At 73.4% G+C, this 14,473-nt stretch carries 15 protein-coding genes and 2 pseudogenes; 5 read left to right on the top strand and 12 right to left on the bottom strand.

The window, feature by feature from the left end:
* Positions 1–37 precede the first annotated feature (37 nt).
* From ASC99_RS35275 to ASC99_RS35260, 4 genes are all read right to left on the bottom strand, one after another.
* Positions 38–1,609 carry a hypothetical protein gene (locus tag ASC99_RS35275; protein WP_057239853.1) on the bottom strand — a complete coding sequence of 524 codons (1,572 nt, stop codon included), beginning with the start codon at positions 1,607–1,609 and terminating at the stop codon, positions 38–40.
* Between the two features lie 133 nt (positions 1,610–1,742).
* Positions 1,743–2,786: a S66 peptidase family protein gene (locus ASC99_RS35270; protein WP_057239851.1), complete on the bottom strand. Its 1,044-nt coding sequence runs from the start codon at positions 2,784–2,786 to the stop codon at positions 1,743–1,745.
* 43 nt (positions 2,787–2,829) lie between these two features.
* Complete coding sequence (locus ASC99_RS35265; protein ID WP_057239849.1) at positions 2,830–3,618, bottom strand: MBL fold metallo-hydrolase; 789 nt, start codon at positions 3,616–3,618, stop codon at positions 2,830–2,832.
* 4 nt (positions 3,619–3,622) lie between these two features.
* On the bottom strand, positions 3,623–4,162 hold the full coding sequence (locus ASC99_RS35260) for a GNAT family N-acetyltransferase (protein WP_057239847.1): 540 nt from the start codon (positions 4,160–4,162) through the stop codon (positions 3,623–3,625).
* An 86-nt stretch (positions 4,163–4,248) separates the two neighbouring features.
* Between ASC99_RS35260 and ASC99_RS35255 the strand changes: the two genes are divergently transcribed.
* The 3 genes and pseudogenes from ASC99_RS35255 to ASC99_RS42460 all read left to right on the top strand — a co-directional run.
* Positions 4,249–4,941, top strand: coding sequence for an aspartate/glutamate racemase family protein (locus tag ASC99_RS35255; RefSeq protein WP_057239844.1), 693 nt, complete (start codon positions 4,249–4,251; stop codon positions 4,939–4,941).
* A 96-nt stretch (positions 4,942–5,037) separates the two neighbouring features.
* Positions 5,038–6,303: a tetratricopeptide repeat protein gene (locus ASC99_RS35250; RefSeq protein ID WP_157531950.1), complete on the top strand. Its 1,266-nt coding sequence runs from the start codon at positions 5,038–5,040 to the stop codon at positions 6,301–6,303.
* 149 nt (positions 6,304–6,452) lie between these two features.
* Positions 6,453–6,591 (top strand): annotated as a pseudogene (locus ASC99_RS42460) (alpha/beta hydrolase); the annotation flags it as partial.
* 174 nt (positions 6,592–6,765) lie between these two features.
* Here ASC99_RS42460 and ASC99_RS35245 read toward each other — a convergent pair.
* Positions 6,766–7,134, bottom strand: a complete 369-nt coding sequence (locus ASC99_RS35245) for a hypothetical protein (RefSeq protein ID WP_157531949.1) — start codon at positions 7,132–7,134, stop codon at positions 6,766–6,768.
* Positions 7,135–7,282: 148 nt separating this feature from the next.
* Positions 7,283–7,879, bottom strand: coding sequence for a TetR/AcrR family transcriptional regulator (locus ASC99_RS35240; protein ID WP_057239839.1), 597 nt, complete (start codon positions 7,877–7,879; stop codon positions 7,283–7,285).
* A 61-nt stretch (positions 7,880–7,940) separates the two neighbouring features.
* Here ASC99_RS35240 and ASC99_RS35235 point away from each other — a divergent pair, with 61 nt between their 5' ends.
* Complete coding sequence (locus ASC99_RS35235; RefSeq protein WP_057239837.1) at positions 7,941–8,447, top strand: DUF3995 domain-containing protein; 507 nt, start codon at positions 7,941–7,943, stop codon at positions 8,445–8,447.
* A gap of 2 nt (positions 8,448–8,449) precedes the next feature.
* A complete protein-coding gene (locus ASC99_RS35230; protein WP_057239835.1) occupies positions 8,450–8,830 on the top strand; it encodes a DUF6463 family protein in 381 nt (126 codons plus the stop codon).
* Positions 8,831–8,845: 15 nt separating this feature from the next.
* Here ASC99_RS35230 and ASC99_RS35225 read toward each other — a convergent pair whose 3' ends face one another.
* The 6 genes and pseudogenes from ASC99_RS35225 to ASC99_RS39595 all read right to left on the bottom strand — a co-directional run.
* Positions 8,846–12,433: a BTAD domain-containing putative transcriptional regulator gene (locus ASC99_RS35225; RefSeq protein WP_057239832.1), complete on the bottom strand. Its 3,588-nt coding sequence runs from the start codon at positions 12,431–12,433 to the stop codon at positions 8,846–8,848.
* A gap of 83 nt (positions 12,434–12,516) precedes the next feature.
* On the bottom strand, positions 12,517–12,957 hold the full coding sequence (locus tag ASC99_RS35220; protein WP_057239830.1) for a hypothetical protein: 441 nt from the start codon (positions 12,955–12,957) through the stop codon (positions 12,517–12,519).
* A complete protein-coding gene (locus tag ASC99_RS35215; protein ID WP_057239828.1) occupies positions 12,954–13,409 on the bottom strand; it encodes a TadE/TadG family type IV pilus assembly protein in 456 nt (151 codons plus the stop codon). Before ASC99_RS35215 ends, ASC99_RS35220 begins: the two co-directional genes overlap by 4 nt.
* The gene (locus ASC99_RS35210; RefSeq protein ID WP_057239826.1) at positions 13,406–13,819 is read right to left on the bottom strand and encodes a TadE/TadG family type IV pilus assembly protein; all 414 of its coding nucleotides are present in this window, start codon (positions 13,817–13,819) and stop codon (positions 13,406–13,408) included. Before ASC99_RS35210 ends, ASC99_RS35215 begins: the two co-directional genes overlap by 4 nt.
* Positions 13,816–14,067 (bottom strand): hypothetical protein, encoded by a 252-nt coding sequence (locus tag ASC99_RS35205; RefSeq protein WP_057239824.1) that lies wholly within the window; start codon positions 14,065–14,067, stop codon positions 13,816–13,818. Before ASC99_RS35205 ends, ASC99_RS35210 begins: the two co-directional genes overlap by 4 nt.
* A gap of 65 nt (positions 14,068–14,132) precedes the next feature.
* Positions 14,133–14,473 (bottom strand): annotated as a pseudogene (locus tag ASC99_RS39595) (type II secretion system F family protein); the annotation flags it as partial.

Genomic DNA, 14,473 nt, shown 5'->3' with positions numbered 1-14,473 from the left:
ACCGTCCGGAGGTCCTAGTGCCGTGCCGGGCACGGCACTAGCCGTGCGCGGCGGCCGCGAGCTGCTTCAAGTGGCGTTCGGCTGCGCGGAGTTTGCGGCCGTCGGGGCCGGGGAGGTGGGCGCGGAGTTCGATGATCTCGGGGGCCATCCGGATCGCCTCGGTGCGGTCCGGGACGGCGCGCCAGCAGGCTTCGGCGTTGGTGGCGGCCTGCTGGGTCTCGGGGTGGTCGGCGCCGTGCGAGCGGAGCAGGGCGAGGGCGACCTCGCGGTAGACCTCGGCGGCCTGGGCCAGGCGGCCGGCCAGGCGGGCGATGTGGGCGCGGACCTGGCGGACCTGGAGTACCTCGGCGGCCACCGGGCCGTGCGCGGCGACGGCGGACTCCTCCAGGGCCAGGGCGAGTTCGGCAGCGGTGTCGTGCTCGCCCGCCTCCGCGCTGCGGACGATCCGGCCGATCGCCTCCCGGTAGTCGACCGGGGCCGGGTCGGGGGTCGCCGCCGGGCCGGGCTTGTCGAAGGAGACCGCCGTCGGCTGCTTGTCCAGGCTGACCACCGGGTGCTGACCCGCCTTCAGCAACGAGACCGGCGGCCCGACCCGCCGGGGCGTGGGCGGCACACCGGGCTTGAGCAGCGAGACCCCGGCCGAGGCCACGGCAGGCTTGCCGAGCTGGACCACGGGCGTACCGGGGCGGGGCTTGGGCATACGGGCCTGCCCCTTCGGCGGCACCAGTACGGCTGCCGGTCGCGGCCCGGACGCGGCACCCGGCAACGCCTCGTTGATCTGCCGCGAGGTGTTGCGGAAGAACGGCCGTTCGGTGGGGTGCGAGTGCAGGATGATCGAGTCGTTCCGCACCACCGAGTGCACCTGGTCGCGGAGCAGCTCGGGCGCGAGCAGGGCGGGGCCGCCGGGGCGGCCGCGGTGCAGCACCTCGATCAGCGCGCGGGAGAAGGTGCCGATCTGCTCGGGGTCGGGGCTGACCACGGCCCAGAGCGGGATGCCGTCCGCGAGCGGGGAGATCGCGCTCTGCACCAGCGGCCAGGCGGCCTGATCGGCACTCAGGTCGGCGATCACCAGGGTGGGCAGCTCGCCCCGGTGCTGGAGCTCGGCGGCCAGCGCCTGCCAGGGCAGGCCGTCCTGCCGGACGGTGGCGGGCTTGGAGTCACGCAGCGTCAGGTAGAGGTGCTCGCCACGCCGGTCGGTGACCAGGTGGCCGCCGAGGTGGATCAGCAGCGGCCCCGGGTGCAGGGCGGCGGCGCGCAGGTGGGCCAGCACGCTCTGCGGGTCGGTGGCGCCCGGGAGGTGCACGGCGTCGACCGACTCGGCGGCCAGCAGGGTGCCAGGCGAGACGGCCGCCAGCATGGCGGAGAGCACCTGGGCCTGCGAGCCCGCGCCGCGCCCCCAGTGCCGGCGGCCGGCGGCCCCGTAGCCGCCCTCGATCACCAGGATGCGGCCCCGGGCCCCGTCGCCGACCGTCTGCGCTGCGGCGGGCTTGGGCAGTTGGACGGCCGGGATGCTGCCGGTCCAGCCCGTCGAGACCTCGCGATGGGCGCTCGGGTCGGCCCGGTCCGCCGTCGCGCCCGACCAGATGCCGCCCGCCGTCAGGTCAGCCACCGCAGGTCACCGCCCCACCCCGTCGCCAGCGCGACATCCGCCGCAGTGCCCGCCACCACGATCTCGCCACCTTACGACGAGCTCCGGCGACGGAGCCAGAGCGGGTGGTGATCACCGGCCACCCGTTACCTGGTCAGTACGTCACGGTGATCCGCCGGGCCGGGCCGTCGACCCGAATCCGGCCGCCGTACGGGATGACCAGTTGCGGGTCGGTGTGCCCGAGGTCGACGTCGAAGACCGCCAGCATTCCGGGGGCGTACTCCGCCAGCGCCCGCAGGACGGCCGCACGCTGGTCGGCCCGGAACGCGGCGCGGGCCTCGGCGTCGTTGGGGTGGTCGAAGGACCAGGCCCTGGCCCGGCCCATCAGCAGGGCGGGGAACTGCGCGAGCAGCCCGCGTTCGCCGAAGGCACGCAGGATGCGGTAGACCGCCGTACTGCTCGGCAGCTCCTCCGAGGTCTCCAGGAACAGCACCTGGCCCGCGTACTCCGCCACCGGCCGGACGTCCCGGCCCGCCATCACCAGCTCGGCGAGCGACTCCAGGCAGCCGCCCCAGCTCGGGCCCTCCACCACCCGGTCGGCGTTGTGCCAGGTCCAGCCGTCGGCGGCGTACATCACGGGCTCGCTGTCGAAGGTCGCCGGGTCCTCCCAGCGGCGCTCCACGTCGTTGGTGTCGGCCGAGGGGCGCAGCTCGTACTCGCCGGAGGTGAACAGCGCGGCCCGAACCGACTCGGCGGTCAGCGGGTGCTCGGCGCCCGGGCGGCCGAACTGGGTCATCACGGCGGCGCCGTGGTAGCCGACCAGGCCGAGATTGCGCAGGAAGTTCAGCAGGTGGGTGTTGTCGCTGAACCCGAAGAACGGCTTCGGGTTCGCCCGGATCAGCTCGGCGTCCAGGTGCGGGATCACGGTGATCTGGTCGGCGCCGCCGATGCTGGCGATCACCGCCCTGATCTCCGGGTCGGCGAACGCGGCGTGGATGTCGGCCGCCCGGGCCTCGGCGCTCGCGCCGAGCTGACGGGTGGTCGGGTACTCCACCGGCTTCAGGCCGTACGCCTCGACCAGCCGGCGCACGCCGAGATCGTGCGGCAGCGGCAGGACCTCGGCGAGCCCGGCAGCGGGCGACAGGACGGCGACCCGGTCACCGGGGACGGGCTTGGGCGGGCAGCGGAATTCGGTCATGCCGGGAGGGTAGTGCGAGGTGTCGTGCTCGGACGAACGGGTTTCACAGCTGGGTGAACGGGTCCGCGAAGTGCGCGGTGGCCAGGATGCCGTGCCGCGCTGTCAGTTCCGCCAGCAGCCGCTGCCGGGTCCGGGTGGCGGCCTCCCGGGAGTGGTCGTAGACGTAGCCCGCCGTCGGGTCGGCGAGCTGGACGGGGTGCAGCACCACGTCGCCCGCGACCACGAGTTGGCGTCCGCCGACCGCCACGCTCTGGTGGCCCGGGGTGTGGCCGGGGGTGGCGAAGACCTTGATCTCCGGGGCGAGCGTCACCTCACCCGGCCGGGCGTCCAGGCAGCCTGCCGCGCGCAGCGGCCGCACCACCGCGTCCAGCAGCGGCGAGTCGCTCGCCTCCAGCCAGTCCAGCTCGGTGCGCTGGACCAGGTAGCGGGCGTTCGGGAACGCCGGGGTGGCGCCGTCAGCCGCCAGGCTGCCGCTCGCGTGGTCGCTGTGCAGATGGGTCAGCACGACGGTGTCCACCTGCTCGGGCCGCACCCCGGCCGCCGCCAGCTCGGCGGCCAGCCGCCCCGGCACCGGGGCCCAGCCGGCGGCGGGCGAGTCGGGCCCGCCGAGGCCGGTGTCCACCAGGACGGTGCGGCCGTCCGGGGCGCGCAGCAGGTAGCAGTGGAAGTGCAGCACCCAGGGGTCGGCGGCGCCCGGCCGCGTCCAGACCGGGTGGTCCGGGCCGCCGAACATCTCGCGCAGCGGCAGGGCGATCTGATCCCCCATCGGCCCGACCGCGTCGCACAGCGGGATCACCTCGACGCCCGCCATCACCAACCCCTGATGCGGCATCCCGCTACGCCTCCGTCTTCGCCTTCGCCCAGTCCTCGGCCAGCAGCGCGAGGATCACCTCGTCCAGGTACTCGCCGTACACCCACGCGGACCGCCGCAGCCGCCCTTCCTGGACGAACCCGGCGCTCTCGGCGGCCCGGATCATCGGCTCGTTGTCGGCCAGCGTCTCCAGCTGGACCCGCTGGAAACCACGTACCTCGAACACGTACTGACACATCACCCGGACCGACTCGGCCCCGTAGCCGCGCCCCCGGAAGCCGGGCCGCAGGGCCAGCCCGAGGTGGGCCAGCCGGTTGTGGCTGTCGATCCCCCAGACGATCGCCTCGCCGACCACCTCACCGCTCGTCAACTCCACCACCGTGAAGGCGGCGTGGCCCTCACTGGCCTCCCCCACCGCGTACGGCGAGGCGCCGACCGGGGTCGGCTGCCAGGGCCGGGTGTCCGCTCGCGAGCGGGTCAGCACATCCTCGTACAACTCCTCGTGCAGTACCGGTACATCCGACTCCAGGCGGACCCGCAGGCCGATTCGCTCTCCACGCAACATGGGACGGGTCTACCGAAACGGGACGAGCGATAGCAAGCGCATTACCGATCCAGGACGGTGCGATGATGCGCGGGTGGAGGTGAGCGATGAAGGTCATCGGACTGATCGGCGGGATGAGCTGGGAATCCAGCGCCGAGTACTACCGGCTGTTGAACGAGCTGACCCGGGAGCGGCTGGGCGGGCTGCACTCGGCCCGCTGCGTGCTCTGGTCGGTGGACTTCGCCGAGATCGAACGGCTCCAGGCCGCCGGGGAGTGGGACCGGGCCGGGGTCGTACTCGCCGACGCCGCACGGTCGTTGGAGGCGGCCGGGGCCGAGCTGCTGCTGATCTGCACCAACACCATGCACAAGGTGGCCGACCAGGTGGCGGCCGCCGTCGACGTCCCGCTGCTGCACCTGGCAGACGCCACCGCCCTCGCCGTCCGGTCGGCGGGCCTGACCCGGGTCGGCCTGCTGGGCACCGCGTTCACCATGGAGCAGTCGTTCTACCGGGACCGGCTGGCCTCGCACGGTCTGGAGGTGCTGACCCCGGACGCCCCGGGCCGTGCGCTGGTGCACCGGGTGATCTACGACGAGCTCTGCCTGGGCGTGATCCGCGAGGAGTCGCGGGCCGCCTACCGTTCCGTCATCGGGGAGTTGGTCGCGCAGGGCGCCGAGGGGATCATTCTCGGCTGCACCGAGATCGAGCTGCTGATCTCCCCCGCCGACAGCCCCGTCCCGGTCTTCGCCACCACCCGCCTGCATGCCGAAGCTGCGGTCGCGGCCGCCCTCGGGACCTGAAGAAGGCCGGGCCCGGGGGCAGAGCGAACTCGAATTCCTTGCCGAACCGCCGCTGCCGCGCGGCCCCACCAGCCTGCAGCTGGCCGGGTCCCGCGGGTGACAGGGGGATGGGCCAAGGCCGGACTCGGGGCCACGGCGTTGGCGGCGCTTGTTCCGGCAGCGGGCGCGGTGTACTGCGCGGTCACGGGGCTCTGGTGGGGTGTGGCGCCGGCGGTCCTCGCACAGATCGCGGTGCACCGGCTGGTGCCGCCACTCAACCGGAGACTGATCGCAGCCATTCCGCCGGCCGAACACGCCGAGGTGCTCGGTACGGTGACGGCCGTCTACCGACGGTCGAGCCACTTCGACGCGAAGCTCGCGGCGACCCAGTACAGCAGGGCGCTGGAACTGGGAAAGCAGTCGCGCTACGAGGAGGCGCTGACGGCTCTCGACGAGTCCGTCGCGGTCAGACGCCGACTCATCGTACGGCAGCCTCACCCGCACACCGGCCTGCTCAGCGGAGCACTCGGCCTGCGGGCTGCGATCCGCCACGAGCTCGGGCGGTCCGACGAGGTCATCGCAGACCTTACCGAGGCGCTCACGCTGGAGGAACGCACACCCGGCCCGGACCGGCCGTGGATGGCGGGCCGCCGGGCTGCGCTCGCCGATCACCTGATCGAAGCTGACCGTCCGGCCGAGGCGGTCGAACCGGCCCGCCGCGCCGCCGAGTTCCTGCGCGAGCACCCCGCACAGGACGGCGAGCTGCTGAGCGAGGTGCTGGACCTGCTGGCGCGAGCCCTGTCCCGCACCGGTCGTCCTGGGGAAGCGCTGGCCGCCCAGCAGGAACTGGTCGGCCTGCTTCCGGAGGTCGAACCGGGCGGCCCGGAGTCCGCCCTGCCCGCGGCCCATCTGTCGCACCTCGCCCTGCTCCTGCGCGACTGCGGCCAACCGGAGGAGGCCCTGCTCCACGCCCGCCGGTCGGTGGAACTGGTGCGCCGACCGGAGAGCCGCAGCTGGGCCGACGACTGGACGGCCAAGAAGGTGCTCTGGAACCTCGCCTGCGTCTGCGCCCACCTCGGCCGCGCTGAGGAGACGACCGCCGCGCTCCGCGAGTTGGCCCTGCTGAGCGATGAGGACCATGAGCAGTCGCTGGCGGACCGCATGCTGTCCGCCGCCGAGCAGCTGACAACCGAAGGTCTACTCGAACAGGCCCGCTTTCAGGGGGAGTTGGCGGCAGCGGGATACCGGGTCCTGTCCGAGCGGTCACCCGGCCGGTACGGCGCGGGGCTGCGGCGGGCTCTCAGCACCCAACTGCGGACGCTGGACCTGCTCGGGCGTGACGCGGAGACCGACCGCATCCGGACGGAACTCGCCGGGATGTGACCGGGCTCAGGCCCGCGGAGCTCGCGCAAAAACCGTTTGGGGGACCACGGCGACCAATGCTTAGCTCCCGGCCCGCGCCGACCTCCGCCGGGCGATGCAGGCCGGCGAGCCGGTCGACGAGATCTTCGAGTCCTTCGTCGTCCCGCTGCCGGCAGCGGGCCCTTGACCTGTTCGACGCCTTCGGCACCGGGGAGAAGACGCTGCACGCCAACCTGGGCGGGCACGCCGGCACCCCGTGGTTCGAGGTGGAGGACAGGGGACCGTTTCTTCGCCCGGCACCTGAAGTGAGGCCGGGCCGTCAGGCCGCCTCCGGACGGTGAGCGGTGTCAGCTCTCCTCGGCTGTCCACACCACGGGCCCCTGCCGAACTGGCAGGGGCCCGTGGTGCCCGAAGCCATGAACTGGGCACCGAGCAGGCATGGCAGGACGTACGCGGTCTCGGCGGCGGGACGGCCCGTGCCCACTACCTGCTCGGTACCCGCTGCGCGCCGAGCAGCACCAGCAGGGCTCCAACCGCGATCAGCCAGTACGGGATCAGCTGGTTCTGGTAGTCGAGCAGGGGTACCGCCAGGAGGAGATGGAGCGCCGCCATCGCGAGCAGGCGCCACCGGTGTGCGGCCGAGGGCTCCCTGGGCAGCCGTACGGCGCTGCGCGCGACCCAGAAGCACAGGACTGTCCAGCCGATGTAGATGGCGAAATCGCTCAGGTGCAGGCCCTCGAACTCCGACCTTCCGACCACCCATTTCTCCACGACCCCGGAGCAGAGGAAGAGTGCGTACAGCGCCTCGCACCCCAGGACTGCCGCCGCGAACCCCGACACCGTTCTCCGCACGAACCGCTCCCCGTTCGATGATCCATCGTCAACCAACAGGACGGTCAAGGGGCCTCGGCGGTTGCCGAGTGGACGCATCACGGAATCACGGGCAATCTGTGCCCGATTCCGGGCTCGTGGGCGGGACTCTCGGGGGCGGTGGCGCGCTCTACTTCGGCTCCGCCTGGTGCATGGCAGGTCTGGCCAGCTCGGTGAGGAGGTGCTCGAGCGCGGCGCTGGCGACGGTACCTGTGGTGGCAACCTCGGGCACGATGTCGCAGACGGAGCGGCGCAGTTCGTGCCATCCGAGGTACGCGGCGTACGCGGCGACTGCCTGACGTCGGGCTGGCGCGGGGGCCAGGCCCAGGTCGGCGTAGAGGTCCGTGAGGTAGGAGATGCGCCGCTCGGTGACCCGGCGCAGGACTCGGGCGACGGCGGGGTGATCGGCGTGGGCGACGATCGCGGGCTCCAGGCCGTTGCTGCTTTCCTGCCCCAGCGCGGTGGTGAGCAGGACCGTCAGCCGCTGCCGAGGGTCGGTGATGTCGCCCAGCTCCGAGATCAGGGCTGTGGTGGTGTCCTGCTCCCACATCTCCAGTGCGGCCGTCAGCAGCGCGTCGCGATCCTTGAAATGCCAGTAGAAGCTGCCCCGTGTCGCCCCCAGCTCGCCGGCGAGCGCATTGACCGAGACGGCGGCGACTCCGCCGCGTGCCATCGCGCGCAACGCCGCAGTCGACCAGTCCTGGGGGGTGAGCTGCTTTCTCGTCATCCCCGTACAGTACTGTCTGGTCCATCCGTACAGGGGTGTACGGATGGACTGGGGGATCACTATGACACTGACGAAACTCGCCGCCGGGACGGCCGCAGTCGGCCTCGGAGCGGCCGGGGCGCTGCACGGGATCTGGACCTTCTCTCCCTGGCCGCTGGCCGGCCGGGCCGAGATCGCCCGGACGGTGGTCGGGGTGGCCGAAGCGGACCTGCCCACACCGGAGTTGACGGCCGCAGTCGCGGCGGCCCTGGGGGCGGCGGCCTACGTGGTTGCGGCGCGGGCCGACCTGGTCCCTCGGGTACCACCGCGCGGCTTGGTGCGCCACGGCGCATGGGGTGTCGCGGGCGTGCTGCTGCTGCGAGGTGCGGCGGGTCTGATCTCCTCCGGTCTGACCAGCACCAGCCGGCCGCCCGAGTACACCCGCTGGGACCTGGCGCTGTACTCCCCGCTGTGTCTGGTGCTCGGAGGACTGACGGCGTACGTCGCTGCCTCCACTCGCGCCCCTCGCCGTCAGGACCCGCTCCATGTCATCCAGACGCCCAAGAACCGTACGAATCGAGGAAACTGACGATGATCCGGTTGATTCCCCGACTCGTGATCGGACTGGCCGCAGTGCACTTCGCGGTCTCCCTGACCGCCTCCGGCACCTTCGGTGATGTGGCCCGCGACGGATTCTGGAACGCCGTCCCGGGAAATCCGCAACGCGGGTACGAGATGTGGTTCTTCCTCGCGGGGTTCGGCCTCCTCGCCCTGGGCACACTCAGCCAACGCATCGCCCGTGACACCGGCAGGCTCCCGGCACAGCTGGGCTGGTATCTGCTCGCCATCGGCGTGCCGCTGCAGGTTCTCTGTCCTGTCTCCGGCGCGCCCGGACTGATCGTGCTCGGGGTGCTGGCCCTGATCGCGGCTCGGCGGGACAGTGCAGGAGAGAGGAGTCGGACACCTCTTTAGAACCGGCCTTCCGGGTCACCCTCCCGAGAGGAGGTCGCGGAGCAGGGCCACGGTGTCGGGGTCGAGGTCGCGGCCGGTCCGGCGGCTCAGCGCGTCCAGGCGGTTGACCGCGCGGACGAGTTGGTCGCGGGCGCCGGCCGAGGCGTAGGCGTAGAACAGGTCGCGGTGCAGCAGTTCGATGTCCGGGGCGACGGCGAGGCCGCGGAAGATGGCGGCCTCGGCGGTGCGGTGGTCTCCGTACTGAAGGCGGCGGGCGGCCAGTTCGTGGGCGGTGTCGACGATGGTGGCGATCATGTCCTGGCGTTCGGGCTCGGCCCAGCCGTAGGCGGAGCCCGGGGCCTCGGCGAACGGGGCGCCGCGGACCAGGGCGAGGGCGTGGGCGAGGGCGGCGTCGGCGGTGCTGCTGGTGCTGCGCATGCCGCGCCGGTACAGGCTGCGGAACTCGTCCCAGTCGCAGCTGACGGTCGGTGCGAAGGTGTGGCCCTCGCCGCCGTCGAGCGGGAGGAAGGCCCGGCCCTCGGTGGACTCGCCCAGCCAGGTGGCCAGTTCGGCCAGCCGGGTCGGCATCGGGGTGACGGTGTGTTCGGTGGTGGTGGGGTGCGGGTCAAGGTGGGCGGCGCCGGGGTGCAGGGCGCGGTCCAGGGTGGACTGGTCGGCGCCCGGGCGGAGGGCGAGCAGGGCGGCCAGTTCGGTCAGTCGGGGCTGGCCCTCGGGGGTGACCGGTCCGGTGGTGCCGAGCACGTCGGGTGGACCGAGCAGCCGGATCCGGGGCGCGGTACGGACCGAGTGTGCCTCCGGGGACCGGAGAATGGCGAGCAGGTCGTCACTGTCGGTGCGGGGAGCGGGAGTTGGGGCTGCGGCAGGTGGCGGGCTGGGTCGGGCCGGGGTGGTGTCGGCCACCGGCGCGGCGGGCTCGTGCGTCGGGACCGGCTCCGGGTCGGGCGCAGGAGCAGGAGCAGGAGTGGAAATGGGAGCGGGGAGCACGGGCGGGACCGGCGCGACCGGGGTCACCGGGTCGGGGGACTTGATGTGCAGGCCCACCGAGTTGGCCGAGTGCCGGGGCGTGGCGGCCGGACTGACACCCGCGAACGGGCTGCTGCCGGTGCCGATCACCCGGGAGACCGCTTCGAGGGCGGCCGTCTCGGCGACGGTCCGCCCGGCACTCCCGGACGAGGCGCCGACTGCGGCCAGCACCGGTACCGGCAGCGGGAGTTCGGACGGTTCGAGCTCCACGCCGTCCAAGGTCCAGTCGGGAGCGGGCAGTTGGGCGGTGTCGGCCGAGGACCGGAGCAGGTCGCCGAGCTGGGCGTACTGGTCCTGGCTGAGCCGCTGCATCTGCACCGTGAGGTGCAGGCCCGGGATGACGGCACTGCCGGTGCTGGGCAGGGTCCACCGGGCGACCGGGCCGCTGCCTCGCTCCGGGGCCCGGGTGACGACGGCCAGGCAGGTGCGCGGGGTGCCGTCGAGCAGCCGGCCGAGTTCGGTGGGCAGACTGCCGCTGGGCGGCTGGGCCGAGAGCACGATCTCCGGCACCCAGGACTCGTCGTCCTGACCCCGGCTGCGGGCGTCCCGGGGACTGGCCGCCTCCGCGGCCACCAGGGTGGCCCTGGCCCGGGCGGTACGCGGTCCGAGCGCGGCGAGCGCCGCCTCCAGCGAGTCGTGCCGGTGCACCCGCTCCAGCGCCGGGCCGGAGATCGGCAGGTCCTCGGCCAGCCCGACCAGGTGCAGGTTCAGCCGGTCCGCGAGCGGGCTGTGCGCCAACTCGACGGCCAGGGTGCGCAGTACGTCGTGCGAGTCGTCCGGGTGCCCGGACAGGTGCATCAGCCGGACGGTCTCCAGGTCGGCCAGCACCACCGAGCCGTCCGGTGCGCTGCCGAGGGTGACCAGCGCCGGGTACGGGGCGTTGTTCTTCGCCGCCTGGGAGGCTCCGAGCAGCTCGGACGAGTCGTCCGGGCACCACCAGACGTTCGGGGCGTGCGCGGCCCGGAACGGCGCGATCGGCGCGGCCGGGGCGGCGAGGTGCAGCTCGACCGTACGGCCGGGGGTGATGCGGGCCGCGACCAGGGTGGGCAGGCGCTTGCCGCCCCGGACGGTGTTCCGGGCGAGCGTGCGCAGCGCCCGGTCCAGCAGGGCCAGCCCCGAGTCGTCCTGACGGACCTTCAGCTCGGACTCGAAGGCGAGCGCGGCCGGGGCGGGTAGCGCGATCCGGTGCCGGGGCTTGCGGGACCGCTGCTGGTCACCGCGCCGCCGGGCCACCGTGCCGACCAGGACGGCGGCGAGCAGGACCCCGACGGTCGAGGCGGCCAGCGCCACGGAGTAGTCGTCGCTCGGCGCTTCCGCCTTGGTGGGGGTGTGGGCGGCAGGCGTGTGGGCGGCGGGGGTCGGCGCCTGGGACGGGACCACCGGGCCCTGGGTCGCGGGGGCGGGTGTAGCGGGAGCAGGGGTGACGGGCGCGGGCGTGACCGGCGCGGGCGTCTCCTGCACAGGATCGGGAACGGGGGCGGGAGCAGGGGCAGGGGCGGGAGCAGGGGCAGGGGCAGGAGCAGGGGCAGGGGCAGGGGCAGGGGCAGGGGCGCCGGGGATGGCGAGCACCATGCCCGGCACCACCACGTCCGGATCGGTCAGCCGCGCACCGTCGGGCGCGGCCACGCCCTTGTTCGCCTCGAAGAGCTTCGGCCACCCCTCCGCATCGCCCAACTCCCGCTCCGCGATGGCCGACAGAGTGTCCCCCGCCTCGACGGTCACCGAGGCGTGCCGGGGCGCGGGAGTCTGCGCGGCGGGCGCGGACGCGGGCACAGGCCCGGGAGCCGGTGCCGCCTGGGTCTTGGCGTCGCCCGGCATCAGGAGCTGCCAGCCCGGGTGGATCGGCCGGTCCGCGTCGAAGGTGCGGCCCGAATCGTCCATCACCCGGCCGTCGTTGAGCTTGGCGATCTCCAGCCACCGCTCACCGGAGCCGAGTTGGCGTTCGGCGATCGACCAGAGGCTGTCGGCCGGCCGGCTGTCCTGGACCGTGTAGCGGGGCTGCGGGTCGGCCGCCGGGGTGAGCGCGGGCGCCACCGGGGCGGCGGGCAGCGCGGCGTACTGCGGCGCGGCCGTCAGCTGGGCCGGGGCCACCGCGACCGGGCGGTCGGGCACGGCGGCGAAGGCCGAACCGGCCACCGGCAGCAGGGCCAGCACCGAGCCGACCAGCCCGGCCGCGATCCGCTGGCTCCAGCCGAAGGCGGGCAGCCTGCGGGCCACCCGGCCGCGCAGCTGGGCCGGGATCTCCAGCAGCACAGAGACGGCGAAGCAGAGCCAGGCCACCCAGCCGATCGCGACCAGCGCCCAGAGGAAGATCCGCCCGTCGTCCGGGGTGGTCAGCAGTTCGGCCAGGCTGTCGGTGCTCTGGCCGCCCATGTCGGCGACGGCGGTGGTCCCGTACAGCAGCAGCGCGGGCACGCCGACCAGCAGGAGCGCCAGCAGCACCAGCGCACCGAGTGCGGTGAACACCGAACCGGCCGTCCGGCGGCGGTGGTCGGGCCGCAGCGGCACCGGCCGCCGTCCGGCCGGCGGGCTCGTGCCCGTACCGGCCCGGTGCTGTTCCTTGGCTCGTCGCGCGGCCATCAGTCCTTCTCCGCTTCCGTCACACCGTGCGCCACCGCGGCCGTGCCGCGCCGACGCCCATCAAGAGTCCTGCCCGCACCCATTCAGGCAGTCTCCGCTTCCTTGACGCCGTGCACCAGAGTGGCCGAGCCATGCCCGCGCACCTCCAGCGACTCCACCGCGAACGCTCCGAGCAGAGTGGTCCGGTACTGGGCCCGGATGTCCACCACCACCGTGCGGCCCTCGCGGAACCCGATCTCGGCGTGCAGACCGTACGGCTGCAGGTAGGCGTCGGCGGCCGCCCGGGCGGCGGCCACGTCCTGGGCCAGCAGGTAACCCCCGCCGCGCAGCAGCGCCGTCTCGTCGAGCTGTTGACCGATCACCCGGGCCACCTCCTGGGCCCGGGCGTCGGCGGTCTCGATCGCCCGCAACCGGCCCCCGGCCTCCAGCACGATCCCGATCATCATCACCAGCCCGGCAGCGCAGATGGCGACGAACAGGGCGATCGAGCCGCCGTCCGCGTCGCCGGTCCGCCGTGCTCTCACCGCGGTCTCTCCTTCGTTCCCGGTTCGGTCCCCCGGTAGTGGTCCAGCACCGAGGTGAAACTGGCCGTCAGGGTCTTGCTGCCCGGCGTCAGGTCGACCAGCAGGTCGCTCAGCCGGACGGTACAACTCACCCGCACCGTCACCGTGCTGAGGGGGCCGGCCGGGGTGTTCAGCGTGCCGTACTCGACCGGCGGACTCGTCGCCTGCGCGCACTGCACCCCCTGCCCCCGGAGCACCTCCAGCACCGCGTCCCCCGCCGCCTGCTGCGCCCCCTCCGGCGTGCGGGCCAGCGAGGCCGCGCGGGCACCGGAACGGGCTGCCGCATCAACTACCCCGCCGGTGCTCTGAATACGCCCTGCCGCGACCGCGATCAGTACGAAAGCGACCAGCACCGGCGCGATGATGGCGGCCTCCAGGGCGGCGCTGCCCCGGTCCCCCCTGCCGCGCCTCATGGTTGGACCGCCTGGGGTACGAACTTCTCCCGGGGGGCGGTGACCTGACGGGTGATGGTGAAACCGTCGAAGCCCGGGAGCACCGCCAGCGGCCGGACGGTCACCACGATCTTGAAGGTGTTCGGGTCCCCGCCGGTCGGGTCCACCGTGACGGGCTCGGCGAGATCGCCGACCCGGGTCAGGAACTCCCTGGCCTTCCGCTCCCCCGCCTCGGGCGTGCCGCCCCTGACCCGGCCCGCGTCGGCCCCCTCGCGGGCAGCCGTCAGCGCGGCCTGGCCCGCGTACCAGTACAGCGAGGCCTGGACCACGAGGAAGACCAGGAAGAGCACCACCGGGAAGACCAGGGCGAGGCTGAGGGTCAGCGCCCCCCGGTCTCCCGGCCGGTGACGGATCGTCGGGCGTCGGATCACGGTGCCGTGACCACTGCGTCCTTCGGTACCTGGCTCTTCACCTTGTTGGCGAGACCCAGCAGGACGCCGAGGATGGCGACCGCGATGCCCACCAACACGATGATGGCGAGGGCGAGTTCGATGCTGATGGCGCCGCGGTCACCGGCCGCGCGGGCCGCGCGGACCCGGCCGACCCGGTAGTGGAAGACGAACAGGCAGAGCTTCACGGGCAGGAACAGCGCCGTGAGCAGGTTTCGCAGAGCAACCATGGTGTGGTCTCCAGGGCGACGAGGGCGGAGGGCGGATCGGACGGGCAGGCGGGCGGGCGGGCGGGCTAGATCACGTTGAGCATCTGGTACAGCGCGGGGAAGACGATCAGCACCGTCATGAGCAGGGTGAGCGCCGCGCCCGGCGCCACCATCCGCTCGCTGTCGGTGTTGGCCCTGGACAGGTCCTCGGCGAGCAGTTCGTCACGGAGGCTCTTGGAACGGGCCCGCAGGGTGTCGTAGACGGCGGCGCCGTCGCTGCCGGACAGCCGCATGATGTCGGCAACGTCCTGAAGCGGCGTCAGGCCGAGCTCGGTGGCGAGCGCGTCCAGCCCGTCCCAGGGCGGCAGCCGGTCGGTGGCGGCCCGCTCCAGCGCATCCCTGATCCGGCGGAACACGGTGGACCGGC

This window comes from Kitasatospora sp. Root107 (assembly GCF_001424875.1).
Taxonomy (GTDB): Bacteria; Actinomycetota; Actinomycetes; order Streptomycetales; family Streptomycetaceae; genus Kitasatospora.
Note: the sequence above shows the minus strand (reverse complement) of the source record. Positions and strands in the feature narration are given on the sequence as shown.

Coding starts and splice junctions, on each gene's coding strand:
- ASC99_RS35270 (WP_057239851.1), bottom strand. CDS start 2,786: ATGACCGAATTCCGCTGCCCGCCCAAGCCCGTCCCCGGTGACCGGGTC.
- ASC99_RS35265 (WP_057239849.1), bottom strand. CDS start 3,618: ATGCCGCATCAGGGGTTGGTGATGGCGGGCGTCGAGGTGATCCCGCTG.
- ASC99_RS35260 (WP_057239847.1), bottom strand. CDS start 4,162: ATGTTGCGTGGAGAGCGAATCGGCCTGCGGGTCCGCCTGGAGTCGGAT.
- ASC99_RS35255 (WP_057239844.1), top strand. CDS start 4,249: ATGAAGGTCATCGGACTGATCGGCGGGATGAGCTGGGAATCCAGCGCC.
- ASC99_RS35240 (WP_057239839.1), bottom strand. CDS start 7,879: ATGACGAGAAAGCAGCTCACCCCCCAGGACTGGTCGACTGCGGCGTTG.
- ASC99_RS35235 (WP_057239837.1), top strand. CDS start 7,941: ATGACACTGACGAAACTCGCCGCCGGGACGGCCGCAGTCGGCCTCGGA.
- ASC99_RS35230 (WP_057239835.1), top strand. CDS start 8,450: ATGATCCGGTTGATTCCCCGACTCGTGATCGGACTGGCCGCAGTGCAC.
- ASC99_RS35225 (WP_057239832.1), bottom strand. CDS start 12,433: ATGGCCGCGCGACGAGCCAAGGAACAGCACCGGGCCGGTACGGGCACG.
- ASC99_RS35215 (WP_057239828.1), bottom strand. CDS start 13,409: ATGAGGCGCGGCAGGGGGGACCGGGGCAGCGCCGCCCTGGAGGCCGCC.
- ASC99_RS35205 (WP_057239824.1), bottom strand. CDS start 14,067: ATGGTTGCTCTGCGAAACCTGCTCACGGCGCTGTTCCTGCCCGTGAAG.